The following is a 19,146-nucleotide window of genomic DNA, read 5'->3' on the forward strand; positions in this document are numbered from 1 at the left end:
CAATCACACTAATGCACAACGAGTCCGAACCGTTGGAGCGCAGCCAACTGGCTGCACGCCATCGGGATTAAAACTCGATCTGCGTGCCCAGTTCCACAACCCGGTTCGGCGGAATACAGAAGAACTCCGTGGCCGAACGGGCGTTGCGGGCCATGATGGCGAAAATGACCTTCCGCCAGCGAGAGAGGGCGACCTTGTCGGTCGCGCGGGTCGGCGTCGGAATCAGACGTTCTCGACCGAGGAAATACGACGTCTCCATGGGCTTGCAGCGGATGCCCATCTGGTCCACGACTTCGAGCACCTGCGGCACATTCGGCGTCTGCATGAAGCCGTAGCTGGCGATCACGCGCCAGAACCCGTGACCCAGGGGCATGACACGGACGCGCTCGCCTGCGCTCGTCTCGGGGACATCGGCCGTCTTCACCGAGACCAGCAGCACGCGTTCGTGCAGCACCTTGTTGTGCTTGAGATGGTGCAGGAGGACCGGCGGCACCCCCTCATCGCTGCCGGTCATGAAGATCGCCGTGCCGGGCACGCGATGGACCTGCGACTTCTCGACCCCCTCAAGGAAGAGCTGGATGGGCATCGTGCCTTCGGCGAGGCGCTGGTTGAGCAGAATGCGCCCGCGCTTCCAGGTCATCATCAGCACGAACAGTGAAATCCCGAGCGCGAGCGGGACCCACCCGCCGTGCTGGAGCTTCACCAGATTCGCGGCCAGGAACGCCAGATCGAAGGACATGAAGAACGCCGTGAGCGACATGACCTTCCACGATTCCCAGCGGAACCGGAGCTTCGCCACCACGTCGAAGAGCAGCGTGGTGATGAACATCGTGCCCGTCACCGCGATGCCGTAGGCCGCGCCCAGGTTCGAGGTGTTCTGGAAGGCGATCACGATGAGCAGGCACCCCACCGCGATGAACCAGTTCACTTCGGGGATGTAGATCTGCCCTTCTTCGGTCTTGCTCGTGTGGCGGATCTCGAGGCGCGGGATGTAGCCCAGCTGGATCCCCTGGCGGGTGATCGAGAACGCGCCGGAGATGAGCGCCTGCGAGGCCACGATCGCCGCCATGGTGGCAATCACGAGCAGCGGCAGCTGCAGCGCCTTGGGGGCCAGCAGGAAGAACGGATTCTCGGCGGCCTCCGGGCTCCGCAGCAGCAGCGCGCCCTGGCCGAAGTAGTTGATAAGCAGCGCCGGGAAGACGAGCCCCAGCCATGCCACGCGGATGGGACGGCGGCCGAAGTGGCCCATGTCGGCGTAGAGCGCCTCGCCGCCGGTCACCACGAGCACGACCGAGCCGAGCACCAGGAAGGCCAGCACGCCGTGCGCCTTGGCGAACACCACCGCATACATCGGATTCACCGCCGCCAGAATCGACGGGTCATGGCGGATCTCGAAGAGCCCGAGCAGGCCGATCGTGGTGAACCACACGAGCATGATCGGTCCGAACGCCATCCCCACGCGATCGGTCCCCAGTCGCTGCACCGCAAAAAGCGCGGCGAGGATGATCACCGTGAGCGGCACGATGTAGTGCGAGAGCGAGGGCGTCGCGATCTCGAGCCCTTCCATGGCGCCAAGGACGCTCATGGCGGGCGTGATGATGCCGTCGCCGTAGAGCAGGGCCGTGCCGAAGAGCGCGAGCGCTACGAGCAGCTTGCCGCGTGCCTGCGGCGCGTCGGGGGAGCGGCGCGGGAAGATCAGCGCCAGCAGGGCGAAGGTGCCGCCCTCGCCGCGATTGTCGGCGCGGAGGATGAAGCTGACGTACTTGACCGTGACGACGAGCGTGAGCGCCCACACGATCAGCGACAACACCCCGAACACGTTCTCGCGCGTGGGCGCGAGATGGTACATGGGGCTGAAGCACTCCTTGAGGGCGTACAGCGGGCTCGTGCCGATGTCGCCGTATACCACGCCGAGCGCGGTGAGCGTCAGCAGCGCGAGGCGGCGGCCGGTGGGGTGCTGGTCGTGATGATGCCCCGCGCGCGGCTGCTGCTGCACGGGAAACATCGACGTCTGCGCACGCAGCACGTCGCCCGGCACGGCGTTCGCCGCGTTGACGGGGCCGGGCTCGGCGGTGGGGCCACTCGGGTGCCGAAGCTCCCGAGCGGCGCCTTGAGACGGCTCGTCGCCGGGCTGTTCGCCGGCGCTATCCTGAGCGGCCGCCGCCGAGTCCTGCGCGGCAGCCGAAGAAGTCTGGTCGTTTGGCATGATCAGGTACGGAAACCTGAAATGTAGAACCGGGACCAGTTGAAGAGGGAGGGCGGCCGATCCCCCGGCGCCACGGGGCTACTCGTACCGGAGCGCCTGAATCGGATCGAGCTTGGCGGCCCGCCGTGCCGGCCAGACCCCGAAGACCAGCCCGACCGCCGCCGAGAAGGCAAAGGCCATCACGACCGACTGCGAACTGATGGAGGTATTCCACGCAAAGACCTTGCTGAGCGCATAGGCCCCGCCGCTCCCCACCGCGACGCCAATCGCGCCGCCCAGGATGCACAGCACCACGGCCTCGATCAGGAACTGGAACAGGATGTTGTTGCCGGTGGCGCCGAGCGCCTTCCGCACCCCGATCTCGCGCGTCCGCTCGGTGACCGAGACGAGCATGATGTTCATGATCCCGATCCCGCCCACGATCAGCGACACCGCCGCGATCCCGGCGAGGAGCGAGCCGAACACCTTGCTCGTTTCGGCAAAGGTCGTGAGGAAGTCGGCCTGATTGCGGATGGTGAAATCGTCGTCCTTCTCGCGCGCCAGTCGATGTTCGCGGCGGAGGATCTTCTGGATCTCGGCCATCGCCTCGGGGATCTTCTCCTCGCTCTTGGCGAGCACCGACACCGAGCGGATGCGATCAGTCCCGAGCACACGGAAGCGCGCCGTGTTGAGCGGGATGAGGATCTGATCGTCGGGGTTCATGAACGGCGACGACTGCCCCTTGCTCTTGAGTACGCCGATCACGGTGAACTGAATGCCGCGAATGCGCACATTCTCGCCGATGATCGCGTCGGGGTTCGACACACCGAGGTTTTCGAGTACCGCGGGCCCGAGGACGGCGAAGCGCTGCTTCCCCTGATCCTCCTGGGTCGTGAACATCCGACCGCCCTGCAGCTCGTACTTGCGGACTTCGAGGTAGTTGGCTGTCGTGCCGACAACCTGCGTGCTCGCGTTCTTCGACTGGAACTGGATCTGCAGCTGCCGCGACATCTCCGGCTGCACCGCATTGAGGAGCGTCGCCTGCTCATCGAGCGCCGCTGCGTCGGCCATGGTGAGCTTCGCGCGATCCGCTTCCGCCGCCACCCCGCCCATCCCGCGCACCTGCCCGGGGGTCACCGTGAGGAGCGTGGTGCCGAGCGCCGTGATGCGATCCTTGATGGCCACCTGCGCCCCGCGCCCGATGCCATCCATGGCGATCACCGCTCCCACGCCGATGACAATGCCGAGCATCGTCAGGATCGAGCGCAGCTTGTTCGCTCGCAGGGCCCCCAGCGCGACCCGGATCACTTCGGCGTAGAGCATCGCTAGCGCCCCCCACCCGGCGGCCGCGCGCCGCCACCACCACCACCACCACCACCGCCGCCGCCACGCGCGCCACCGGCCGCACCGCCACCCCCCGGCGCGCTCATGCCCGGCATGCCGCCGCCGGTCATGCTGCGGAACCGATCGTTCTGCTGGTCACGCTTCTGCTGGAGCATCCCGACGTTGAGCGTCGCGACCTTGTCGCCTTCCTGCAGCCCGCTCAGCACTTCGGAGTAGTCGTAGTTGGAGGCGCCCAAGCGCACGATGCGCGGCCCGAACTTCCCCGCCGCATCCTGCACGAACACCAGCGCCGTACGCGGCCGAATAGGCGACCCGCCCGGCGACCCCCCCGCCATCCCCGCCCCCATCGTGCCCCCACCGCCACCGCGACGGCCGCCCCCGCCCGCCGAGCCATCCGCCGTTGGTCTTCCCGCCGTTTGTCTTCCCGCCGTTCGACTTCCCGCCGTTCCCGAAGTCCCAGCTCCCGCAGTTCCAGCTTCCGCAGTCCGGGCTTCCGCAGCCCCCGCCGCCTCCACTCCGCGCGCCTGCGCCGCATCCGACCCGCGCCCCGCGCCCCCGCCGTTCCCGCCCCCCGCCCGCATCGCCGCCTGCTGCGCCTGCACGGACGCCGTCACCGAGTCCGGGTTCAGTCCCACCACCGCCGCCGCCGTCGCCGCTTCGCGCACCGTGCGCACCGCGTCATTCGTCACCGCCAGGACGCCCTCGCGACGATCCACCAGCATCGACACCTCGCCGTTCATCCCCGGCTTCAGGTAGCCCTCGCTGTTGTCGAGCGAAATGATCACCGGGAACATCGTGACGCTCTGCTGCACGACGGCCTGTGGTTCGATCTTCTCCACGAGCCCCTGGAATGGGCGATCCGGATAGGCGTCTACGGTGACGCGCGCCGACTGCCCCGCGCGCACGCTGCCGATATCTGTTTCGTTCACCAGCGCGCGCATGCGCACACGCGTGAGGTTGGCCATCTTGAGCAGCGTCGTGCCGCCCGTGACCGAGCCCGTGGCCGACGCGATGACCTGACCGAGCGACACCGGCTTGTCGATGATCGTGCCATCGACGGGGGCCACCACGGTGGCGTCTTCGAGGCGCTGCTTGGCGAGATCCACGTTGGTGGTGGCACGTACGATCGCGCCCTGCGCCTGCGTGAGCTGCAGCTGCGCGCTTTCGTACTCCGGCGTGGTGATGATGCGCGTCTTGTACAGCTCGTCCGACCGCTTCTTGTTGGCCTGCGCCACCTCGAGCTGCGCCTTCGCGCTGTTGAGGTCGGCCATCGCCTGATCGTACTGATTCTTCACGTCGCGCGTATCGACCTGCACGAGCAAATCGCCGGCCTTCACCATCGTCCCCGTCTCGACGGGGATCTTCACGATCTGCCCCGACGCCTTCGACTTCACTTCGATGACGTTGATCGGCTCCACCGCGCCGGTCGCCTGCGCGTCCACCACAATCGTGCGCTTGGCCACGACATCGGTGCCCACCGGCGCCACGGCCTCCTTCTTCTTGGCACACGCCGACAGCGCAAGCGAAACGCCTGCCGCCAACGCCAGTCCACCGTGGCCAATCCGCATCTTAGAACTCCTTGCCAATCAGAGAGGACAGCTGCGCGCGGGCGATACGCCCGTCGAAGCGCGCCTGAATGAGCGCCTGACGCGCCTGGTTGAGCGTCGTCTGGCTCGTGAGCAGATCGAGCAGCGTGCTCGCCCCGAGCGCGTAGCGCTGCTGCTGCACGCGGAGATCTTCTTCCGCCGCCGCGATCGCCGCGAGCTGCACCTGCACGCGCGCCTGTGCATTCGCCAGCGCCCGCAGCTGCGTGGTGAGATTTGCGCGCGCCGCCAGCTTGGCATCGCGCAGCTGCGCTTCGGCGTTGTGCAGCGCCACGTCGGCCTGCACCGTGGCTTGCTCGCGCACGAACTGGTTGAAGAGCGGATACGAGAAGTTGAACGTCATGTTCTGACGGTTCGGGTCGTTGCCGCCAAGCAGGAACAGGTTGCCGCTCGAGAACTGCTTCGAGCTCTGTGTATAGGAGTAGTTGTAGGTGAGGCTAAGCGTTGGGAGATACTGCGCGCGCTGCGACTTCTTGCTCGCCTTCGCCGACGCCACGTTCGCCTCCGCCACCATCACCGCCGGCCCCTGCGACACCAGCGATTCCAGCTCGGCTTCGGTGGGCATCGTGAAGGGCGCATCGACCGTATCCGACGGGCTCGCCGTGACGGTGGTGGTGGACCCCACCACGCGCGTCAGCGCCGCGTTCGCCACGCGCAGATCGTTCTGCGAGGTGAGCACCGCCAGCCGCGCATTGCCCACCTGAATGGCCGAGCGGAGCGAGTCCGACTTGGTGGCGACGCCGGCGGCCACGCGGGCGGTGGACGCCTTGAGCTGCTGCTCGGCCTGCTCCAGCTGCGCGCGGGCCGCCGCTTCCGATTCGCGCGCGGCGAGCGCCGCGTAGAACTGCTGCTTGGCCTGCAGCGCGGCATCAAAGCGGGCCTGCGTGAACGTGGCGTCGGCCACATCGGTCGTGGCGCGCGCGCGGCGCAGGTCCTCCCACCGCTGCATGCCGTCGAAGAGCACGAGGTTGGTGGAGAGACCGTTGTTGTAGTTCCACGGGTTGCCGGTGAGCGGCACCAGCTGCCCCTGGAAGAACTGCACACCCTGGGTGCGGGCGCTCGATGCCGTCAGGTTGAGCGACGGGATATAGGCGCCGATCGCGGATCGCCGCGCCGCGCCGGCGTTCCGTTCGAGGCCGCGGGCGTTCACGACGCCGGGCGCGTTCCGCTGCGCCTGGGCGATCGCCTCGGTGAGCGTGATCGGCCGGGCGTTGTCGTCGGGCAGCGTCATGGGGGTCTGTGCGCCAAGCGGGGCGGCCACCAGGACCGCCCCGAAAACGACTGCACGACCCGCCTGCATCAAAGCGGTCACTAGGGTTCCCCTCGCGCCTTTGCCGCACTGTCGGTGGCGCGTTGCTGACGCTCGATGAGACGGCGGAAGGCCGCCTGCTGGGTGCTGTCGAGCGTGTTCATCATGAGGACGCGCGCACTGTCGCGCGTCGAGTCGAGGGCGGGCTTGACTGGCGCCATGATCGCACTCGAACGCGACCGGCGCCATGCCCACACGGAATCAAAGACGGCCCGCTGTTCCGGGCGCAGCTGCAGTTCGTGGTCGAGCGTCTCCACCACGCTGGGCTGTTCGAACCACATCCGGGTGGCGGGCTTCACCATGGCCCGGTCCGACGCATACCCGACCGCGCCCCCGAACATGAAGGCGCCGACCAGATAGGCCATCGCAAGCGATTTGGGGCGGGGGGTGCTCACGGCAGGGGCCTAGTAGTCCAGCGGGTTCAGGTAGCGCTCGGGGGCGTCCGGGGCCAGGTGCGGGCGGGCCCGCGACAGGGTGGCCTCATCGACCGGGAGCGGCATCGTGCTTTCAACGGCGGCGCGCGCCGCCAGCTCGCGTGCCCGGGCGCTGGCCGCCTGATCGCGCACGAAGCTCACGCCCGTGGCCAGCAGCGCCAGCGTGGCCGCGATCAGTCCGGCTGTCCGCCAGTCCGCCGGGCGCAGCTCGGCAAAGCCGCTCCACCAGCTCGGGCGCAGGACGGTGTCCTGCATCGCCGTGGCGAGGCGCTGCATGATCCGCTGCTCCATCCCCTGCCAATAGGCATCGTCGGCGGGGGCGGCGTAGCGCTCGGCGAGGAGCGCCGTGGTGGTGGGATCCGCATCCGGCGTGGGGCCTACAGCCCGGCCGGCGTCGTTCCGCGTGGTCATTTCTCACTCCGAAGGTTGCTCAGCTGGCGCCGCAGGTGCGCCCGAGCGTGGTGCAGGTCCGAACGGGCCGTCCCCTCGGGAATCCCGAGCAGCTGGCCGATTTCGGCGTGCTTATACCCCTCAACGTCGTGCAGGACGATGACCGCCCGCTGCCGCTCGCCAAGGGTGTCCAGCGCGCGCGTCAGTCGCGCGCGCAGTTCATCCGATTCCGCCGGATCGCGGTGCGGAGACGACAGCGTCTCCGGCAGCTCATCCGCATCGCGCACCTTGCGCCGCCGCGCGATGTCCAACGCCGCATTCGCGACAATGCGATGCAGCCATGCTCCGAACGCCTGTTCCGGGCGGAAGCGCTCGAGCGCCCGGAACGCGTGCAGAAACCCTTCCTGCACCGCATCCTCGGCGTCGTCGTGCGACAGCACGATGGCCCGCGCCACGGCGTACGCCCGGCGCTGATGACGACGCACGAGGCCGGCGAAGGCCACGCTGTCGCCCGCCTGCGCCGCCAGCACCAGCTCCCGCTCCGCCAGCGCCTCTTCCGACACGGGGCGCTCAGGCCCCATGCGGAGGCCCGGACGAGCCGCGCCAACCGGACCCGCGGAGGGGCCGGCCGCTGGGGCGACGGGGAAGGGGAGGGCGAGTGAGGTCACGGGTCAGCGAGTCAGTACCTCCGTTACGCATCCGGCGAAGCACCCGTTGAGGGGCGCGCGCCCCCGGCCGGGATTTCGCTGGCCCCCGCGCTCGGTGACAAACCGCTGAGCCCGAGTGACTGGGCGTTGGCCTGCATGGCGGCCAGTACGACGCCGATGTGCTCGTCCAGCGGCACCCCCAGCGCCTCCGCCCCCTGAATGACGTCGTCCCGGTTCACCCCCCGGGCGAACGCCTTGTCCTTCATCTTCTTCCGGACCCCCGCCACATCCACGTCGGCGACCGCCTTGGACGGCTTCACCAGCGCGCAGGCCGTGATGAGCCCGGTCAGCTCATCCACCGCAAAAAGCGCCTTGGCCATGAGCGACACCCGCGGGACCCCGGTGTAGTGCGCATGCCCCAGCACCGCCTCCAGGATCTCCTCCGGCCAGCCGAGGCTCCGCAGATGCCGGACCCCCTCCGCCGGATGCTCCGCATCCGCCGCCTGCGCGTCGTTCGGGTAGCGCTCGTAGTCGAAATCGTGAATGAGCCCCGCGACGCCCCAGGCCTCCACATCCTGCCCCAGTCGCTCGGCGTAGGCGCGCATGGCGCATTCCACGCTGAGCATGTGCTTCCGGAGGGACGCGGAGGGAGTCCACTCCTCCATGAGGGAGAGGGCGGCGGCGCGAGAAGGAGTCGGCATAGAGGCGTGAACGGCGGAAGCCTGTAGTGCGGAAGCTGGACTGCGGAAGCTAGACGTCGGCTAACGCGGGGACTACGGGCTCATACCACCGACTCATCCCACCCGTTTGTCCCGCTGTTCCCGCCGTCCAGCTCCCGCTGTCCAGCTTCCGCCGTACAGGCTTCCGCCGTCAGCAGTTCCCTGCGTTAGTGGTCCATCTTGACCGGCACCGACCGCCCCGTATTCCACAACAACAGCAGCGGCAGCGCGCCCACCAATAGGAAGCCGCTGATCAGGTAGATCTTCGAGAAGGCGATCACGCTCGCCTGCACGCTGATCTGGCGGTCGATCATCATGAGCGCCTGCTGCTTGGCGTTCCAGGCGTCGATGCCGCGCGCCATGAGACCGCGGGTGATGCCGTTCAGACGTTCGAGCGTCTGCGGGTCGTACGCGCCGGCATGTTCGGTGAGCGTCGCCTTGAGGATCTTCGTCTGGCGCGCGAGCATCGTGGCCATGATGGCGATGCCGAGGGAGCCGCCGAGCTGGCGCATGAGGTTGAAGAGCCCCGTGCCCTGCCCAAGCTTGTTCATCGGCAGGCCGGCCATGCTGGCGCCGGTGAGCGGCACGAACAGGAGCCCCAGCCCGATGCCGCGCAGGATGAGCGGCCAGAAGAAATCGTCCTTGCCGGCGTCGAGCGTGATGTTCGACATCTGCCACATCGACGCCAGGAAGAGCAACGCGCCGGTCACGATGAGCGGGCGCGCGTCGATCTTGCCGGCAAAGCGCCCCATGCTCGCCATCGTCATCGCGCTCGCAATCGCACCGGGCAAGATCACCATGCCCGTCTGCTGCGCGGTGAACCCGTGCAGCTGCTGCAGGAACACCGGCAGCACGAACACCGAGCCGTAGAGGGCGAGCCCGAGAAAACTCGCGAACATCACGCCCGGCGCGAGCTGGCGGTTCTTGAGCACGCGGAAATCGATCACCGGTTCATCGATCGTAAGCTCGCGCCACACCAGGAGCACCGCACTTGTGAGGCTCACCACGGCGAGCGTCGTCACGAAGCGCGACTCGAACCAGTCGAAGCGTTCGCCGCGCTCGAGCATCCACTGCAGCGACCCCACCGCGAGCGTGAGCAGTACAATGCCCAGCACGTCCACCGACTGCGCGCGCACCTGGTGCGCCGCGTCGCGCACATACGTCCACACCATGTAGCCGGCGATGATGCCCATCGGCACGTTGATGTAGAAGATCCACGGCCACGCGTACGCGTCCACGATGAAGCCGCCGAGGGTGGGGCCGATCGTGGGGCCCACCATCACGCCCACGCCAAAGATCGCCTGCCCGATGCCGCGCTCTTGCGGGGGGAACGATTCGAACAGCGTCGTCTGCGCCGTGCTGAGCAGCGCACCACCGCCCAGCCCCTGCAGGACGCGCCAGAAGACGAGCCCCCACAGGCTGGTCGCCGCGCCGCAGAAGAAGCTGGCCACCACGAAGAGCGTGATCGATCCGGTGAGATAACGGCGGCGCCCGAAATAGGCGCTCAGCCAGCTCGACATCGGAATCACGATCACGTTCGCGATGATATAGCTCGTGCTGACCCACGCGATCTCGTCGAGCGTGGCGCCGAGCGTGCCCATCATGTGCGGAATGGCGACGTTCACGATGCTCGTATCGATCAGCTCGAGCACCGCGGCGAGCGTCACCGCAATCGCGATGAGGTATTTGTTGGCGTACGGGTCGTTGGGAACCACATGGCGGTCGGCTTCCGCCTGCGCCTTGAGCTCCTCAACGACCAGCGTGCGCATCACCTCCGTCGACACGGCCTTACTCCACGATGATGTTGGCCGTCACGGACATCCCCGGACGCAGGGGGCGTTCCTTCCCGAGATCCTTCGTGATCTTGATGCGAACCGGCACGCGCTGCACGACCTTCGTGAAGTTGCCGGTGGCATTGTCGGGGGGAAGCAGGGCGAACTTCGCGCCCGTCGCCGACGCGATGCTCTCTACCGTGCCTTCGGCCTTCGCGCCGTCGTAGGCGTCGACCTCGAGCTCGACCTTCTGGCCGGGCTTGATGCGCGCCAGCTGCGTCTCCTTCACGTTGGCCGTCACGTAGAGCCCGGAGTCGCTCACGATGCTCATGAGCGTCTGCCCGGCCTGCACGAGCTGGCCGACTTCGACCTGCTTCTTGCTCACCGTGCCGGCGAGCGGCGCCGTGACGATGGTAAAGCTCAGCTGCAGCTGCGCGTTGTCGCGCGCCGCCTGCGCGGCCAGCAGGCGCGCTTCGGCGAGCCGCACGCCGGCCTGCGCGTTGGCGATGCCACTCTGCGCGGCCGTCACCTGGCGCTCAGTCGCCACGAGCTGCGCGTTGGCCGCATCGTAGGCCGCCTGCGCGGCATCGAGCTGGGCCGCGCTGATGATCTGCTTGGCCGCGAGCTCCTTGGCGCGCGTCAGATCGCCCTGCGCCTTGGTGAGCTGCGCGCGCGCGGCCTGCACCTGCGCGCTGCTGACATCGCGCTGGCTCGACGCGGTGCGCACCACCGTGACGGCCTGGCCCTCGATGCCCCGACCGCCGGCGCTGGCGCGCGCCGCCGCGAGATCGGCGTCGGCCTGTGCGAGCTTCACCTTGTATTCGCGTTCATCGATGGTGACGAGCACCGAGTCGGCGCTGATGTGCACATTCTCGCCGACGTTCACCGCCGTCACGTAGCCGCCGACCTTCGCGACGACCGGCACGATGTGCCCGTCGACCTGCGCGTTGTCGGTGCTTTCATGCGTGCGGCCGAACTGCCAGCGTTGATATCCCCAGGTGCCGATGCCGAGGGCGAGGACGGCGGGGATGAGGAGGCGCTTGTTCATGAGATTGGGACTGCGTGGGAAGCGGAAGCCTGTACTGCGGACGCTGGAACTACGGAAGCTGGAACTACGGGAGCTGGACTGCGGGACACGCGGTTTCTTCGACCTTCAATCTTCTGCCTGACACCTGAAGAACGATGCCGGTTACGGCAGCCGACTCGCCGCGCCCATGGCTTTGGCCAACGCCACTCTCGCCGCTTGGTACGTGGCCAGCGCGTCGTTGCGGAGCGTGCGGGCCTGGTTGAGTGAGAGCAGCGCGGTGATGACATCGGCGTTGCCGGAGACGCCGGCTTTGAAGCGGTCCTGTGCCTGACTCACTTCCTGCTCAGCAAGACGGAGGCGTTCCTGAACAGCTTCGACCTGCTCCTGCGCGGCGCGGAGGTCGATCAGGGCGGAGTTCACTTCGAGGGCGCTCTGGGCGCGGAGATCCTTGAGGCGCGCGTCGGTTTCCCGCTGCGCGGCGACCTGCTCCTGCAGGCGCGTCTCGCGGCGGAAGCCGTCGAACAGGCCGACCGACAGCTGCACGCCCCACGTGTACGTGGGGAGCAGGCGATCGGTGTTCTTGCCGATGACGCCCTGTTCGACCGCGACGCCGAGCTGCGGGGTACGTTCCCACTTGATGGCTTTGGCGGCGAGCGACTGCGCGTGCTCCTGCGCGAGCAGCGCCTTCACATCAGCGCGGTTCTTTTCCGCGGCGTCGATCGCGCTGCCGGCACTTGGCAGCTGCGCTTCGAAGGGGAGCGCGGCGAGCGAATCGGCCAGCTGCAGCGGCGCGTCGGCGGGCATGCCGATGACGCGCTTGAGTTCGAGGAGCGAGCGATCGCGATCGCTCCGCGCCGAGATGATCTGCGCGCGCACGCTCGCCAGCTGCGACTCGGCGCGCGTCACATCAAGGGCGATGCCGACGCCGGCCTGCAGCTGGTCGCGCGCAATGCGCACCAGATCGGCGGCGAGCGTGGAATCGGCGCGCCGCGCCGCGAGCTGTGCTTCGGCGCGTGCGGCCTTCACGTAGGCTGCGGCGGCCATCGCGGCGGCGCCCTCGGCTTGCGCGCTCACATCGGCGCTCGCGGCCTCGGTCGTCGCCTGCGCTGCGCGCCAGCTCTGATACTTGCCGAGGTCGAGCAGCGGCTGATTGAGCCGGTAGCGGAAGTCGATCGTGCGGACCGGGCCGATGATGTCGCCGTTCGGATTGAAGAGCGGCTTGCCGGTGGCCGGGTTGTTGAACGAGAAGGGGAAGGTGACCGAGTTGATCGTCGATTCCCCCTGCCGAATGCCGCCCGCGAGATCGGGGAGGAGCGTGCCGCGCCGCTGGAGGGCACGGGCACTCGCCTGCTCCACGCGCGTGCGGGCCACGTCGACCGCGCCGTTCTGCTTGGCGGCGAGTCGGGCAGCGTCGCCCATGGAGATCTTCGCGGGCGCAGCGGGGGTGGCGGGAGATTGAGCCGCCAGCGGCGAGGCAGCGGCCGCAAGCAGGAACAGGACCTTCTTCATGGCGTAAGCGCGTGAAAGAAAAACTCGAGCATTTCGTCGAGCACTTGGTCGTCGGAGCCGAGCCAGGGGTGGATCTGGCGCGCACTGCACCAGGCGCCGTGGCTCATCCAGAGGGCGGCGTACATGCGGGCGCCCACCATCGGGTCGATCGGGCGGAACTCGCCGCGCGCGATGCCGCGGGCAATGACACTCGCCACCAGCCGCCGGCCGCGGGCGACGACCTCCTGGCCGTAGAAGGCGTAGAGGTCGGGAAAGCGATGCAGCTCGGCGTGCACGACCCGGGTGAGCACCTGCTGGCGTTCGCCCCGCAGGTGGTGCCACCAGGCGCCGGCCATCAGGCGGAGCTGTTCGCGGGCGCTGATCTCGTCGCCCAGGTCATCCCGGGAGGTTTCGGCGGCCTGGAGGGCGTCGACGATGGTGACGCGGACCATCTCCCGAAAGAGCGCTTCCTTGTTGGGGAAGTAGAGGTAGATGGTCCCCTTGGCGACGCCGGCGCGCTTGGCGATGTCGTCCAGCCGGGCGCCCGCGAGGCCGCGCTCGCCGAACTCCTTGAAGGCGGCGTCGAGAATCTGGGACGGACGCGCCTCCGGATCGCGGCGGCGGGTCGAGGGCTCGGTGGAAACGATCATTGTGGTGAGAATTGTACTGACTGACTGGTCAGTTAGTCAATACCCCCAAAAAACCCGTCCACCCCAAACCTGAGAACCCCCAACCCCAAACTGATCAGTTCGGGGTTGGGGGTTCTCAGGTTCGGAGTGGACGGGTTGGGTTAGGCGACCGGACGGATCTCGGTGGCTACCGCACCCGTCTTCTTCTCGCCGCCCTCATGGCCGGCGAACTTCGCGTTGGTCCACATCACGATCCCGTAGAGGATCGCGCCGATAACGAGCGCACCGCCGATCAGGCCAGTGAAGGCCGCGCCCTTGTCGCTGCCGTGGTTCGAGTGTCCGGACATGGGGAGTCTGGTGGGATCTGGGGAGTGGCGGCCGCGGGGCGGCTACCGGGTCTTACGCGACGTCGGCGACGCGCACCGACACCATGTGGTCATTCTGCACGATGGTCGGGAGGATCTCCAGACCCTCCGTCACCTGGCCGAACACGGTGTGGACGCCGTTCAGATGGCGCGTGTTGCCCTCGCTCAGCACGAGGAAGAACTGGCTGCCGCCCGTGTCCTTGCCGGCGTGCGCCATGGAGAGCGCGCCCACCTTGTGCTTGTGCGGGTTGCCCGCCGTCTCGCACTTGATCTTCCACCCCGGGCCGCCGGTGCCGACCGGACCCTTGCCGTCCTTCGTGTGCGGGCAGCCGCCCTGCACCACGAACTCGGGGATCACGCGGTGGAACTTGATGCCATCATAGAAGCCGCTGTTGGCGAGCTTCTCGAAATTTTCGACAGTACCAGGCGCCTCGCCGGGGAACAGCTCCACCGTCAGGGTGCCCTTGTTGGTTTCGATCGTAGCCAGCTTGGTCACGGAAAATCCCGGGTTAAGGGTGACCCCGAAACGTAATGCGCTTCCCGGCGCCTCGGTGGGGCCCAATCCCTATGGTCCTACCGGTGGCGCAGGGCCACCTGGGCCAGCCGCCGATCGAGCGTGAAGAGCTCCGCGCCTTCGAGCCGGCTCGAGCCGAGCAGGTGGACATCGATGAGCCCCAGGCCGCGCCCGGCCAGTCGGTGCTGCTCAATGAAGGCCAGGACCTCGGCATCGGTCAGCACGCGGGCCTGCGGCAGCTCGCCGAGCAGCGTCAGCACCTCATGCCGCGATTTCAACAGGCCACAAGCGAGCTCCCCGATCACGAACGGGTGACAGAAAATCACCCCGGCCTCGAGTTGCTCGGCGAGCCGCGCATTGCCCCGCCGAAAGTGATCGATCCAGACGGAGGTGTCCGCCAGAATCATCGGGGGCGCGGCTCGGACCGTCGCCGAGGGACCGGCGACAGGGTCGGCTGCGACCCACCCAGCGCCGCCAGTCGGCGGGCGCTCTCCCGAGCGACGAGCGCCTGCAGCCCGGCGTGCACGAGTGCCGTCTTCTCGCTGATCCCCGTGAGCCGCATCGCCTCGGCGAGGACGTGGTCGTCAATATTCAAGGTGGTTTTCATACATATGAGTATGGCTGTTCGAGCCATACATCTCAAGAGCGGGCAATCTCTGGCTCACGTCGCTGCGCGCGGCGCGAGCACGGAGTTCGACCAGGGAATCCGATCAGGGAATTCGACCCGGGTCGAACGCCCCTCGAGTCGCATCAGGGCTTCCCGTAAGGTGAGCCGCGCCCAACACCGGGCGCCGTTCACCACCTCCGGGTCCGCCTCCATGCTCGCCACTCATTCGACTCGCTCGCGCCGCCCTTGGACGACGGTCGCCGCCGCTGCCGTTTTCTCGGCCATCGTACTCGCGCCCGCGGCCGGCGCCCAACTCGCCACCAAGGATTTCCTGACCAGCGGTGACCAGCTTCTCGTCGCTGACGCCGCCACCGGGTTCGAGTGGCTGACCCCGGTCTATACGAAGAACCTCGTCTATCAGGCGCCCCAGGTCATGGCGCTCCATTAGCAGCACGGCTTTCGCTACGCGACGGCCACTGAAGTGGGGAGCATGCTGCTCACCAACTTCAATCCGCCGGTGCACGAACCCGGCACCATCGACGGCTTCGATGCCGTGAGCAGCTTCTTCGCCGTCTTTGGCATCGCCGAAGACACGTGCTGCCACAGTGGCGAAGTGGCGTGCCCGCGAACGCACGGACTCACTGCCACCGCCGGCCCCACCGCCGGCACCCGGCTCGCCTACGGCATGATCCAGAGCGACCTGTGGGGCTCGATGATCGCCGACAATCCGTGGAGCGAAACCAGCACCGACATCCCAATGGGGCACTGGCTCGTGCGGCAGGCGCCGATCACGACCGTTCCGGAACCGGCGACGGTCATGCTGTTCCTCGCCGGACTGCTGGCGTTGGGATTCGCGCATCCCAGAGTGCGAAGGCAGCGCTGAATCACAAGCGTGTAGGGCACCGTGCCCTATTGCCCGATGCGCACGAAACCCGTTGAATGATGCCGTTCTCGTATCGCATACGACATTCATTCATAAGGCCCTTCAATGGCACGTCTCGAAGCGGTTGCGCGCTACGTCATCGCCGGCGTAGCGTTCCTCTCCACGCAGTCACTCGGCGCGCAGATCGTTGTTCCAAACGTTCCGGTCGTCACGACGGGAAACTGTCTTCCCTTCGGCTGTACGGACAACTTCGGCAGCGACGCACGATACCAGCAGGCGTACAGCAACACGTCGTTCGGATCTGCACCACTGCTGATTACCGGGCTGCGCTTCTTCAACTCTACTCTGGAGCCTGACGAGAACGACCGGATCACCGCCGGCACGTACACTCTGTGGCTCTCAACGCGCCCATCGGTGTCTACGACGCTGCCAACGGCGAGCCTTACGGCCAACCGCGGGGCGGACTTCACCGAGTTCGCCACCTTCACCTCCGACGGCACCGTGCGATTCGGGTCCTCGTTTGACGTGCTGGGTACGCCGTTCATGTACGACCCGTCCAGCTCCAACCTTCTCCTTGAAGTTCAGGCGAAGTACACCGAAACGCGCGGGTCTTTCACGCCGAGGCTCTATGTCGACTTTCAAACGAATACATCGGAGCTCGGACGAGCCTTCTGTCTCGGGAGCGCCTGCGATGTAGGCCTCGCGGGGCCCCGTGCCGGCTTGGTGACTGCCTTCCTCACAACCCCGGTGACCACCGTCCCGGAACCGTCGTCATTCGCGCTGGTCGGTGCGAGCGTGCTCGTGCTGTACGGAGGCGTTCGCACACGTCGTCGCCGCCGTCTTCGGCTCGACATCGCCTCGTCTCATCCCGCACCCGGAGCCGCCTAGTGAAGACCACTCCGACCATCCTCATGTCGCTGGCCTTGGCGACGCTTGGGCAGACATCGGCGGCGTAGGCACAGTGCCCAGTAGGCAATACCCGCGCGCTCGACTTCAACGCGCCTGTTCCGGAACCGGCCACGTTCGTCTTGTTCGCCATCGGTGGGGCGCTCCTGCTCCTCGTTGGTGCGCGATGTAAAGGCGGCCTCTTCTCGATGCCAGAAACCCAAAGGCCTAGCGAAGAGGTAGCGCGCCGTAGCGGGGTAGTGCAGATCCTTGCGGTCAATTGAATCTCATGCAATTCATATTGTCACGGTCGCCGCGTTGAATGAGTTATCGATGCGTCGACCGGCTGATATGACTTGTGTTGAACCGTCGAGGAATTCGCAAGGAAATGTCGAACGATCACAAGGCACGGGTAGTACGGTGGTATCACGGTCTGTGGAATGAGCGGCGGGCCGAGATCGTTGAGGAAATGATGGCGCCGGACTGCGCTGTCGTCCTGGAAGGCCGGGACACGCCGGCCTCACCCGAGGAAATGAAGGGCTACTGGCGCGCCATGGTCACGGCGATCCCCGACCTGCATCTCGAGCTGTTGTTCGTCGTGTGTGAGGGGGATACCGCCATCACGCACTGGCGTTCACGCGGAACGCACACCGGCCCGGGGCTCGGGATTCCGCCGACCGGTCGATCGGTGGACGTCCAGGGGCTCGGCGTCATGGAGTTCCGCGATGGACTCATCGTGCGCGGATTCGATCGATGGAATCGCGGTGAGTTCATGGCGCGCCTGATGGAGCCTACTCCTCAGGACGTCGCCGAGGGCTCGCAGCTGACCGCACGGGAGGCGCAGGTCGCGTTGCTCATGGCCGACCGCTACTCGCACGTCGAGATCGCGACGACCTTGGGGATCAGTCCAAACACGGCGCGTCGTCACTGCGAACGTGTGCTTGCCAAGCTGGGCGTCAGCCGTCGCCAGGATGTGGCCGGTGCCCTCGGCAAGGTGTCGGCGTCGGTGCTGAATCCGCACGGTTCCGATCTCGCTGAGGCGTGAGCATGACGAAGGCGCTTGGGTGAGCTCAAGTGCCCTCGTCATGCTCACTGGCTACAGATCGCTACCGTGCCGCACCAGCACTGAGGCGGGAATCGCGCCGAGGGCCGCGGCGACGTCCTGCTTCCGAGAGACCCCGAGCTTTCGGAGGACGCTCTCGCAGTGCCGCCGTGCGGTGTTGGCGGAGATGCCCAGGTCCTCGGCGATCTCCGTATGTGACAGCCGGTCGGCCATCATCAAGGCCACCTGCGCCTCGCGCGGGGTGAGCGCGGTATTCGCGCACAGCTCGTCGAGGCGTACCTGCATCAGACTGGCGATGAGTTCGCCGCGGTTCCAGCTGTCCACGCCGCGCGCAATGCGCCCCTGCTCGAAGGTGAGCGCGGTGAACCCCGTGACATTGACCGCTCTGCCCGATGGCGGAATGCCGATCCCCGGACCGGTATGCGTCCCGAGCGCGCGCCAGTGCACGATCACCGTCTCCTCGTTCGAGGTCACACTGAGGAGCTCCATGCGCACATCGGGGACCGCGCTGAGCCACGCTCTCCGATGCTCGCGCATGCCATTCCGATCGAGCTCACCGTCGACGCCTTCGTTCATCGCGCGACAGTCGGGCGTCGTGACCTCGTCGATAATCGTGTCGCTTCGCTTGTTCCACCATTCCTCGAACCAGCGGATGGCCGTGGCGCGGTTGGGGTCGGTCATGAAAGTCTCCAAGATGCCAGCTCCGTCACCTACATCGAAACGCAGGGCAGTGCAGAGGACATAGGCACAACGCGTGACGCCCGCTGGCCAGAAGCCATCGCTTCCGCGAAGCAGGGCCTGTCAGAAAAAGCGCCCGAAGGCCTCGCTGCAAAGACCGCGCGAGCATCCATTCTCACCTGCCATCGAAGATCTCACCGGCGCCGCACTTTAGTTCGATGAAAGCAGTTCGCTCAAGTGGCGGACGGCGGGCCGCGCGATAGGCGAACGATCGAACTCGGTCGTGGTGCACACTGCACTATGGCATCGATGGCGCTTGCCGACTATCGTCGGCCTGCTCGGTGAGGTCAGCTTCGAACGTCATCGGGGTAGACTCGATCACCAATACTGAGTGTCCCTCAGCCAAAGTCTGAACATGCGTCTCCCTTTGGGAATCTGTCTTCTTTCGTTGATTGTCATTCGAAGCGGAACCGTATCCGCTCAAACCGTAGCGATTGATCAGGTGCAGTCGTCCGTGGATCGCATATTGAACCGCCCCGGGTTTGGAGGAGACTCGGTTAATTGAGTGCCAAGCGCTCCGCAGGAGCCGCTTGGGTGCGGTAG

General features: G+C 66.9%; 21 protein-coding genes and 1 pseudogene. 5 read left to right on the plus strand and 17 right to left on the minus strand.

The annotated features are described in order from the left end of the window. Positions 1-67: 67 nt before the first annotated feature. From K2R93_14240 to K2R93_14315, 16 genes are all read right to left on the minus strand, one after another. A complete protein-coding gene (locus tag K2R93_14240) occupies positions 68-2,005 on the minus strand; it encodes a potassium transporter Kup (GenBank protein ID MBY0490999.1) in 1,938 nt (645 codons plus the stop codon). Between the two features lie 279 nt (positions 2,006-2,284). Continuing rightward, positions 2,285-3,508 carry an ABC transporter permease gene (locus K2R93_14245; protein ID MBY0491000.1) on the minus strand — a complete coding sequence of 408 codons (1,224 nt, stop codon included), beginning with the start codon at positions 3,506-3,508 and terminating at the stop codon, positions 2,285-2,287. Between the two features lie 2 nt (positions 3,509-3,510). After that, the gene (locus K2R93_14250) at positions 3,511-5,097 is read right to left on the minus strand and encodes an efflux RND transporter periplasmic adaptor subunit (GenBank protein MBY0491001.1); all 1,587 of its coding nucleotides are present in this window, start codon (positions 5,095-5,097) and stop codon (positions 3,511-3,513) included. Position 5,098: 1 nt separating this feature from the next. After that, positions 5,099-6,394: a TolC family protein gene (locus tag K2R93_14255; GenBank protein ID MBY0491002.1), complete on the minus strand. Its 1,296-nt coding sequence runs from the start codon at positions 6,392-6,394 to the stop codon at positions 5,099-5,101. Positions 6,395-6,444: 50 nt separating this feature from the next. Beyond that, positions 6,445-6,837: a hypothetical protein gene (locus tag K2R93_14260; GenBank protein ID MBY0491003.1), complete on the minus strand. Its 393-nt coding sequence runs from the start codon at positions 6,835-6,837 to the stop codon at positions 6,445-6,447. A gap of 9 nt (positions 6,838-6,846) precedes the next feature. Next, entirely contained in the window at positions 6,847-7,287 is a 441-nt protein-coding gene (locus tag K2R93_14265; GenBank protein MBY0491004.1) for a hypothetical protein, read from the minus strand. Continuing rightward, entirely contained in the window at positions 7,284-7,934 is a 651-nt protein-coding gene (locus tag K2R93_14270) for a sigma-70 family RNA polymerase sigma factor (GenBank protein ID MBY0491005.1), read from the minus strand. Before K2R93_14270 ends, K2R93_14265 begins: the two co-directional genes overlap by 4 nt. Positions 7,935-7,957: 23 nt before the next feature. Beyond that, positions 7,958-8,614, minus strand: coding sequence for an HDIG domain-containing protein (locus K2R93_14275; GenBank protein MBY0491006.1), 657 nt, complete (start codon positions 8,612-8,614; stop codon positions 7,958-7,960). Positions 8,615-8,799: 185 nt separating this feature from the next. Beyond that, positions 8,800-10,416 (minus strand): DHA2 family efflux MFS transporter permease subunit, encoded by a 1,617-nt coding sequence (locus tag K2R93_14280; protein ID MBY0491007.1) that lies wholly within the window; start codon positions 10,414-10,416, stop codon positions 8,800-8,802. Between the two features lie 4 nt (positions 10,417-10,420). Beyond that, entirely contained in the window at positions 10,421-11,452 is a 1,032-nt protein-coding gene (locus K2R93_14285; protein ID MBY0491008.1) for an HlyD family secretion protein, read from the minus strand. A gap of 141 nt (positions 11,453-11,593) precedes the next feature. Beyond that, positions 11,594-12,940, minus strand: a complete 1,347-nt coding sequence (locus K2R93_14290; protein MBY0491009.1) for a TolC family protein — start codon at positions 12,938-12,940, stop codon at positions 11,594-11,596. After that, positions 12,937-13,569 (minus strand): TetR/AcrR family transcriptional regulator, encoded by a 633-nt coding sequence (locus K2R93_14295; GenBank protein ID MBY0491010.1) that lies wholly within the window; start codon positions 13,567-13,569, stop codon positions 12,937-12,939. Before K2R93_14295 ends, K2R93_14290 begins: the two co-directional genes overlap by 4 nt. Positions 13,570-13,709: 140 nt before the next feature. Beyond that, positions 13,710-13,895, minus strand: coding sequence for a hypothetical protein (locus tag K2R93_14300; GenBank protein ID MBY0491011.1), 186 nt, complete (start codon positions 13,893-13,895; stop codon positions 13,710-13,712). A 52-nt stretch (positions 13,896-13,947) separates the two neighbouring features. Continuing rightward, a complete protein-coding gene (locus K2R93_14305) occupies positions 13,948-14,409 on the minus strand; it encodes a peptidylprolyl isomerase (GenBank protein MBY0491012.1) in 462 nt (153 codons plus the stop codon). A 77-nt stretch (positions 14,410-14,486) separates the two neighbouring features. Continuing rightward, positions 14,487-14,834, minus strand: a complete 348-nt coding sequence (locus K2R93_14310) for a type II toxin-antitoxin system VapC family toxin (GenBank protein MBY0491013.1) — start codon at positions 14,832-14,834, stop codon at positions 14,487-14,489. After that, complete coding sequence (locus tag K2R93_14315; GenBank protein ID MBY0491014.1) at positions 14,831-15,034, minus strand: type II toxin-antitoxin system VapB family antitoxin; 204 nt, start codon at positions 15,032-15,034, stop codon at positions 14,831-14,833. The genes K2R93_14310 and K2R93_14315 overlap by 4 nt, the downstream gene beginning before the upstream one ends. A gap of 211 nt (positions 15,035-15,245) precedes the next feature. On the opposite strand from K2R93_14315, the gene K2R93_14320 reads away from it, so the two are divergent. From K2R93_14320 to K2R93_14340, 5 genes and pseudogenes are all read left to right on the plus strand, one after another. Next, positions 15,246-15,482, plus strand: coding sequence for a hypothetical protein (locus K2R93_14320; protein ID MBY0491015.1), 237 nt, complete (start codon positions 15,246-15,248; stop codon positions 15,480-15,482). 42 nt (positions 15,483-15,524) lie between these two features. Beyond that, positions 15,525-15,917 carry a PEP-CTERM sorting domain-containing protein gene (locus K2R93_14325; protein ID MBY0491016.1) on the plus strand — a complete coding sequence of 131 codons (393 nt, stop codon included), beginning with the start codon at positions 15,525-15,527 and terminating at the stop codon, positions 15,915-15,917. A 105-nt stretch (positions 15,918-16,022) separates the two neighbouring features. Continuing rightward, a complete protein-coding gene (locus K2R93_14330; GenBank protein ID MBY0491017.1) occupies positions 16,023-16,805 on the plus strand; it encodes a PEP-CTERM sorting domain-containing protein in 783 nt (260 codons plus the stop codon). Between the two features lie 113 nt (positions 16,806-16,918). Continuing rightward, positions 16,919-17,086, plus strand: a pseudogene (locus K2R93_14335) (PEP-CTERM sorting domain-containing protein). A gap of 104 nt (positions 17,087-17,190) precedes the next feature. Beyond that, a complete protein-coding gene (locus K2R93_14340) occupies positions 17,191-17,847 on the plus strand; it encodes an ester cyclase (protein MBY0491018.1) in 657 nt (218 codons plus the stop codon). 51 nt (positions 17,848-17,898) lie between these two features. Here K2R93_14340 and K2R93_14345 read toward each other — a convergent pair whose 3' ends face one another. Continuing rightward, positions 17,899-18,546, minus strand: a complete 648-nt coding sequence (locus K2R93_14345) for an ester cyclase (protein MBY0491019.1) — start codon at positions 18,544-18,546, stop codon at positions 17,899-17,901. Positions 18,547-19,146: the final 600 nt, after the last annotated feature.

The sequence above is a fragment of the Gemmatimonadaceae bacterium genome (assembly GCA_019752115.1).
GTDB lineage: Bacteria > Gemmatimonadota > Gemmatimonadetes > Gemmatimonadales > Gemmatimonadaceae > Gemmatimonas.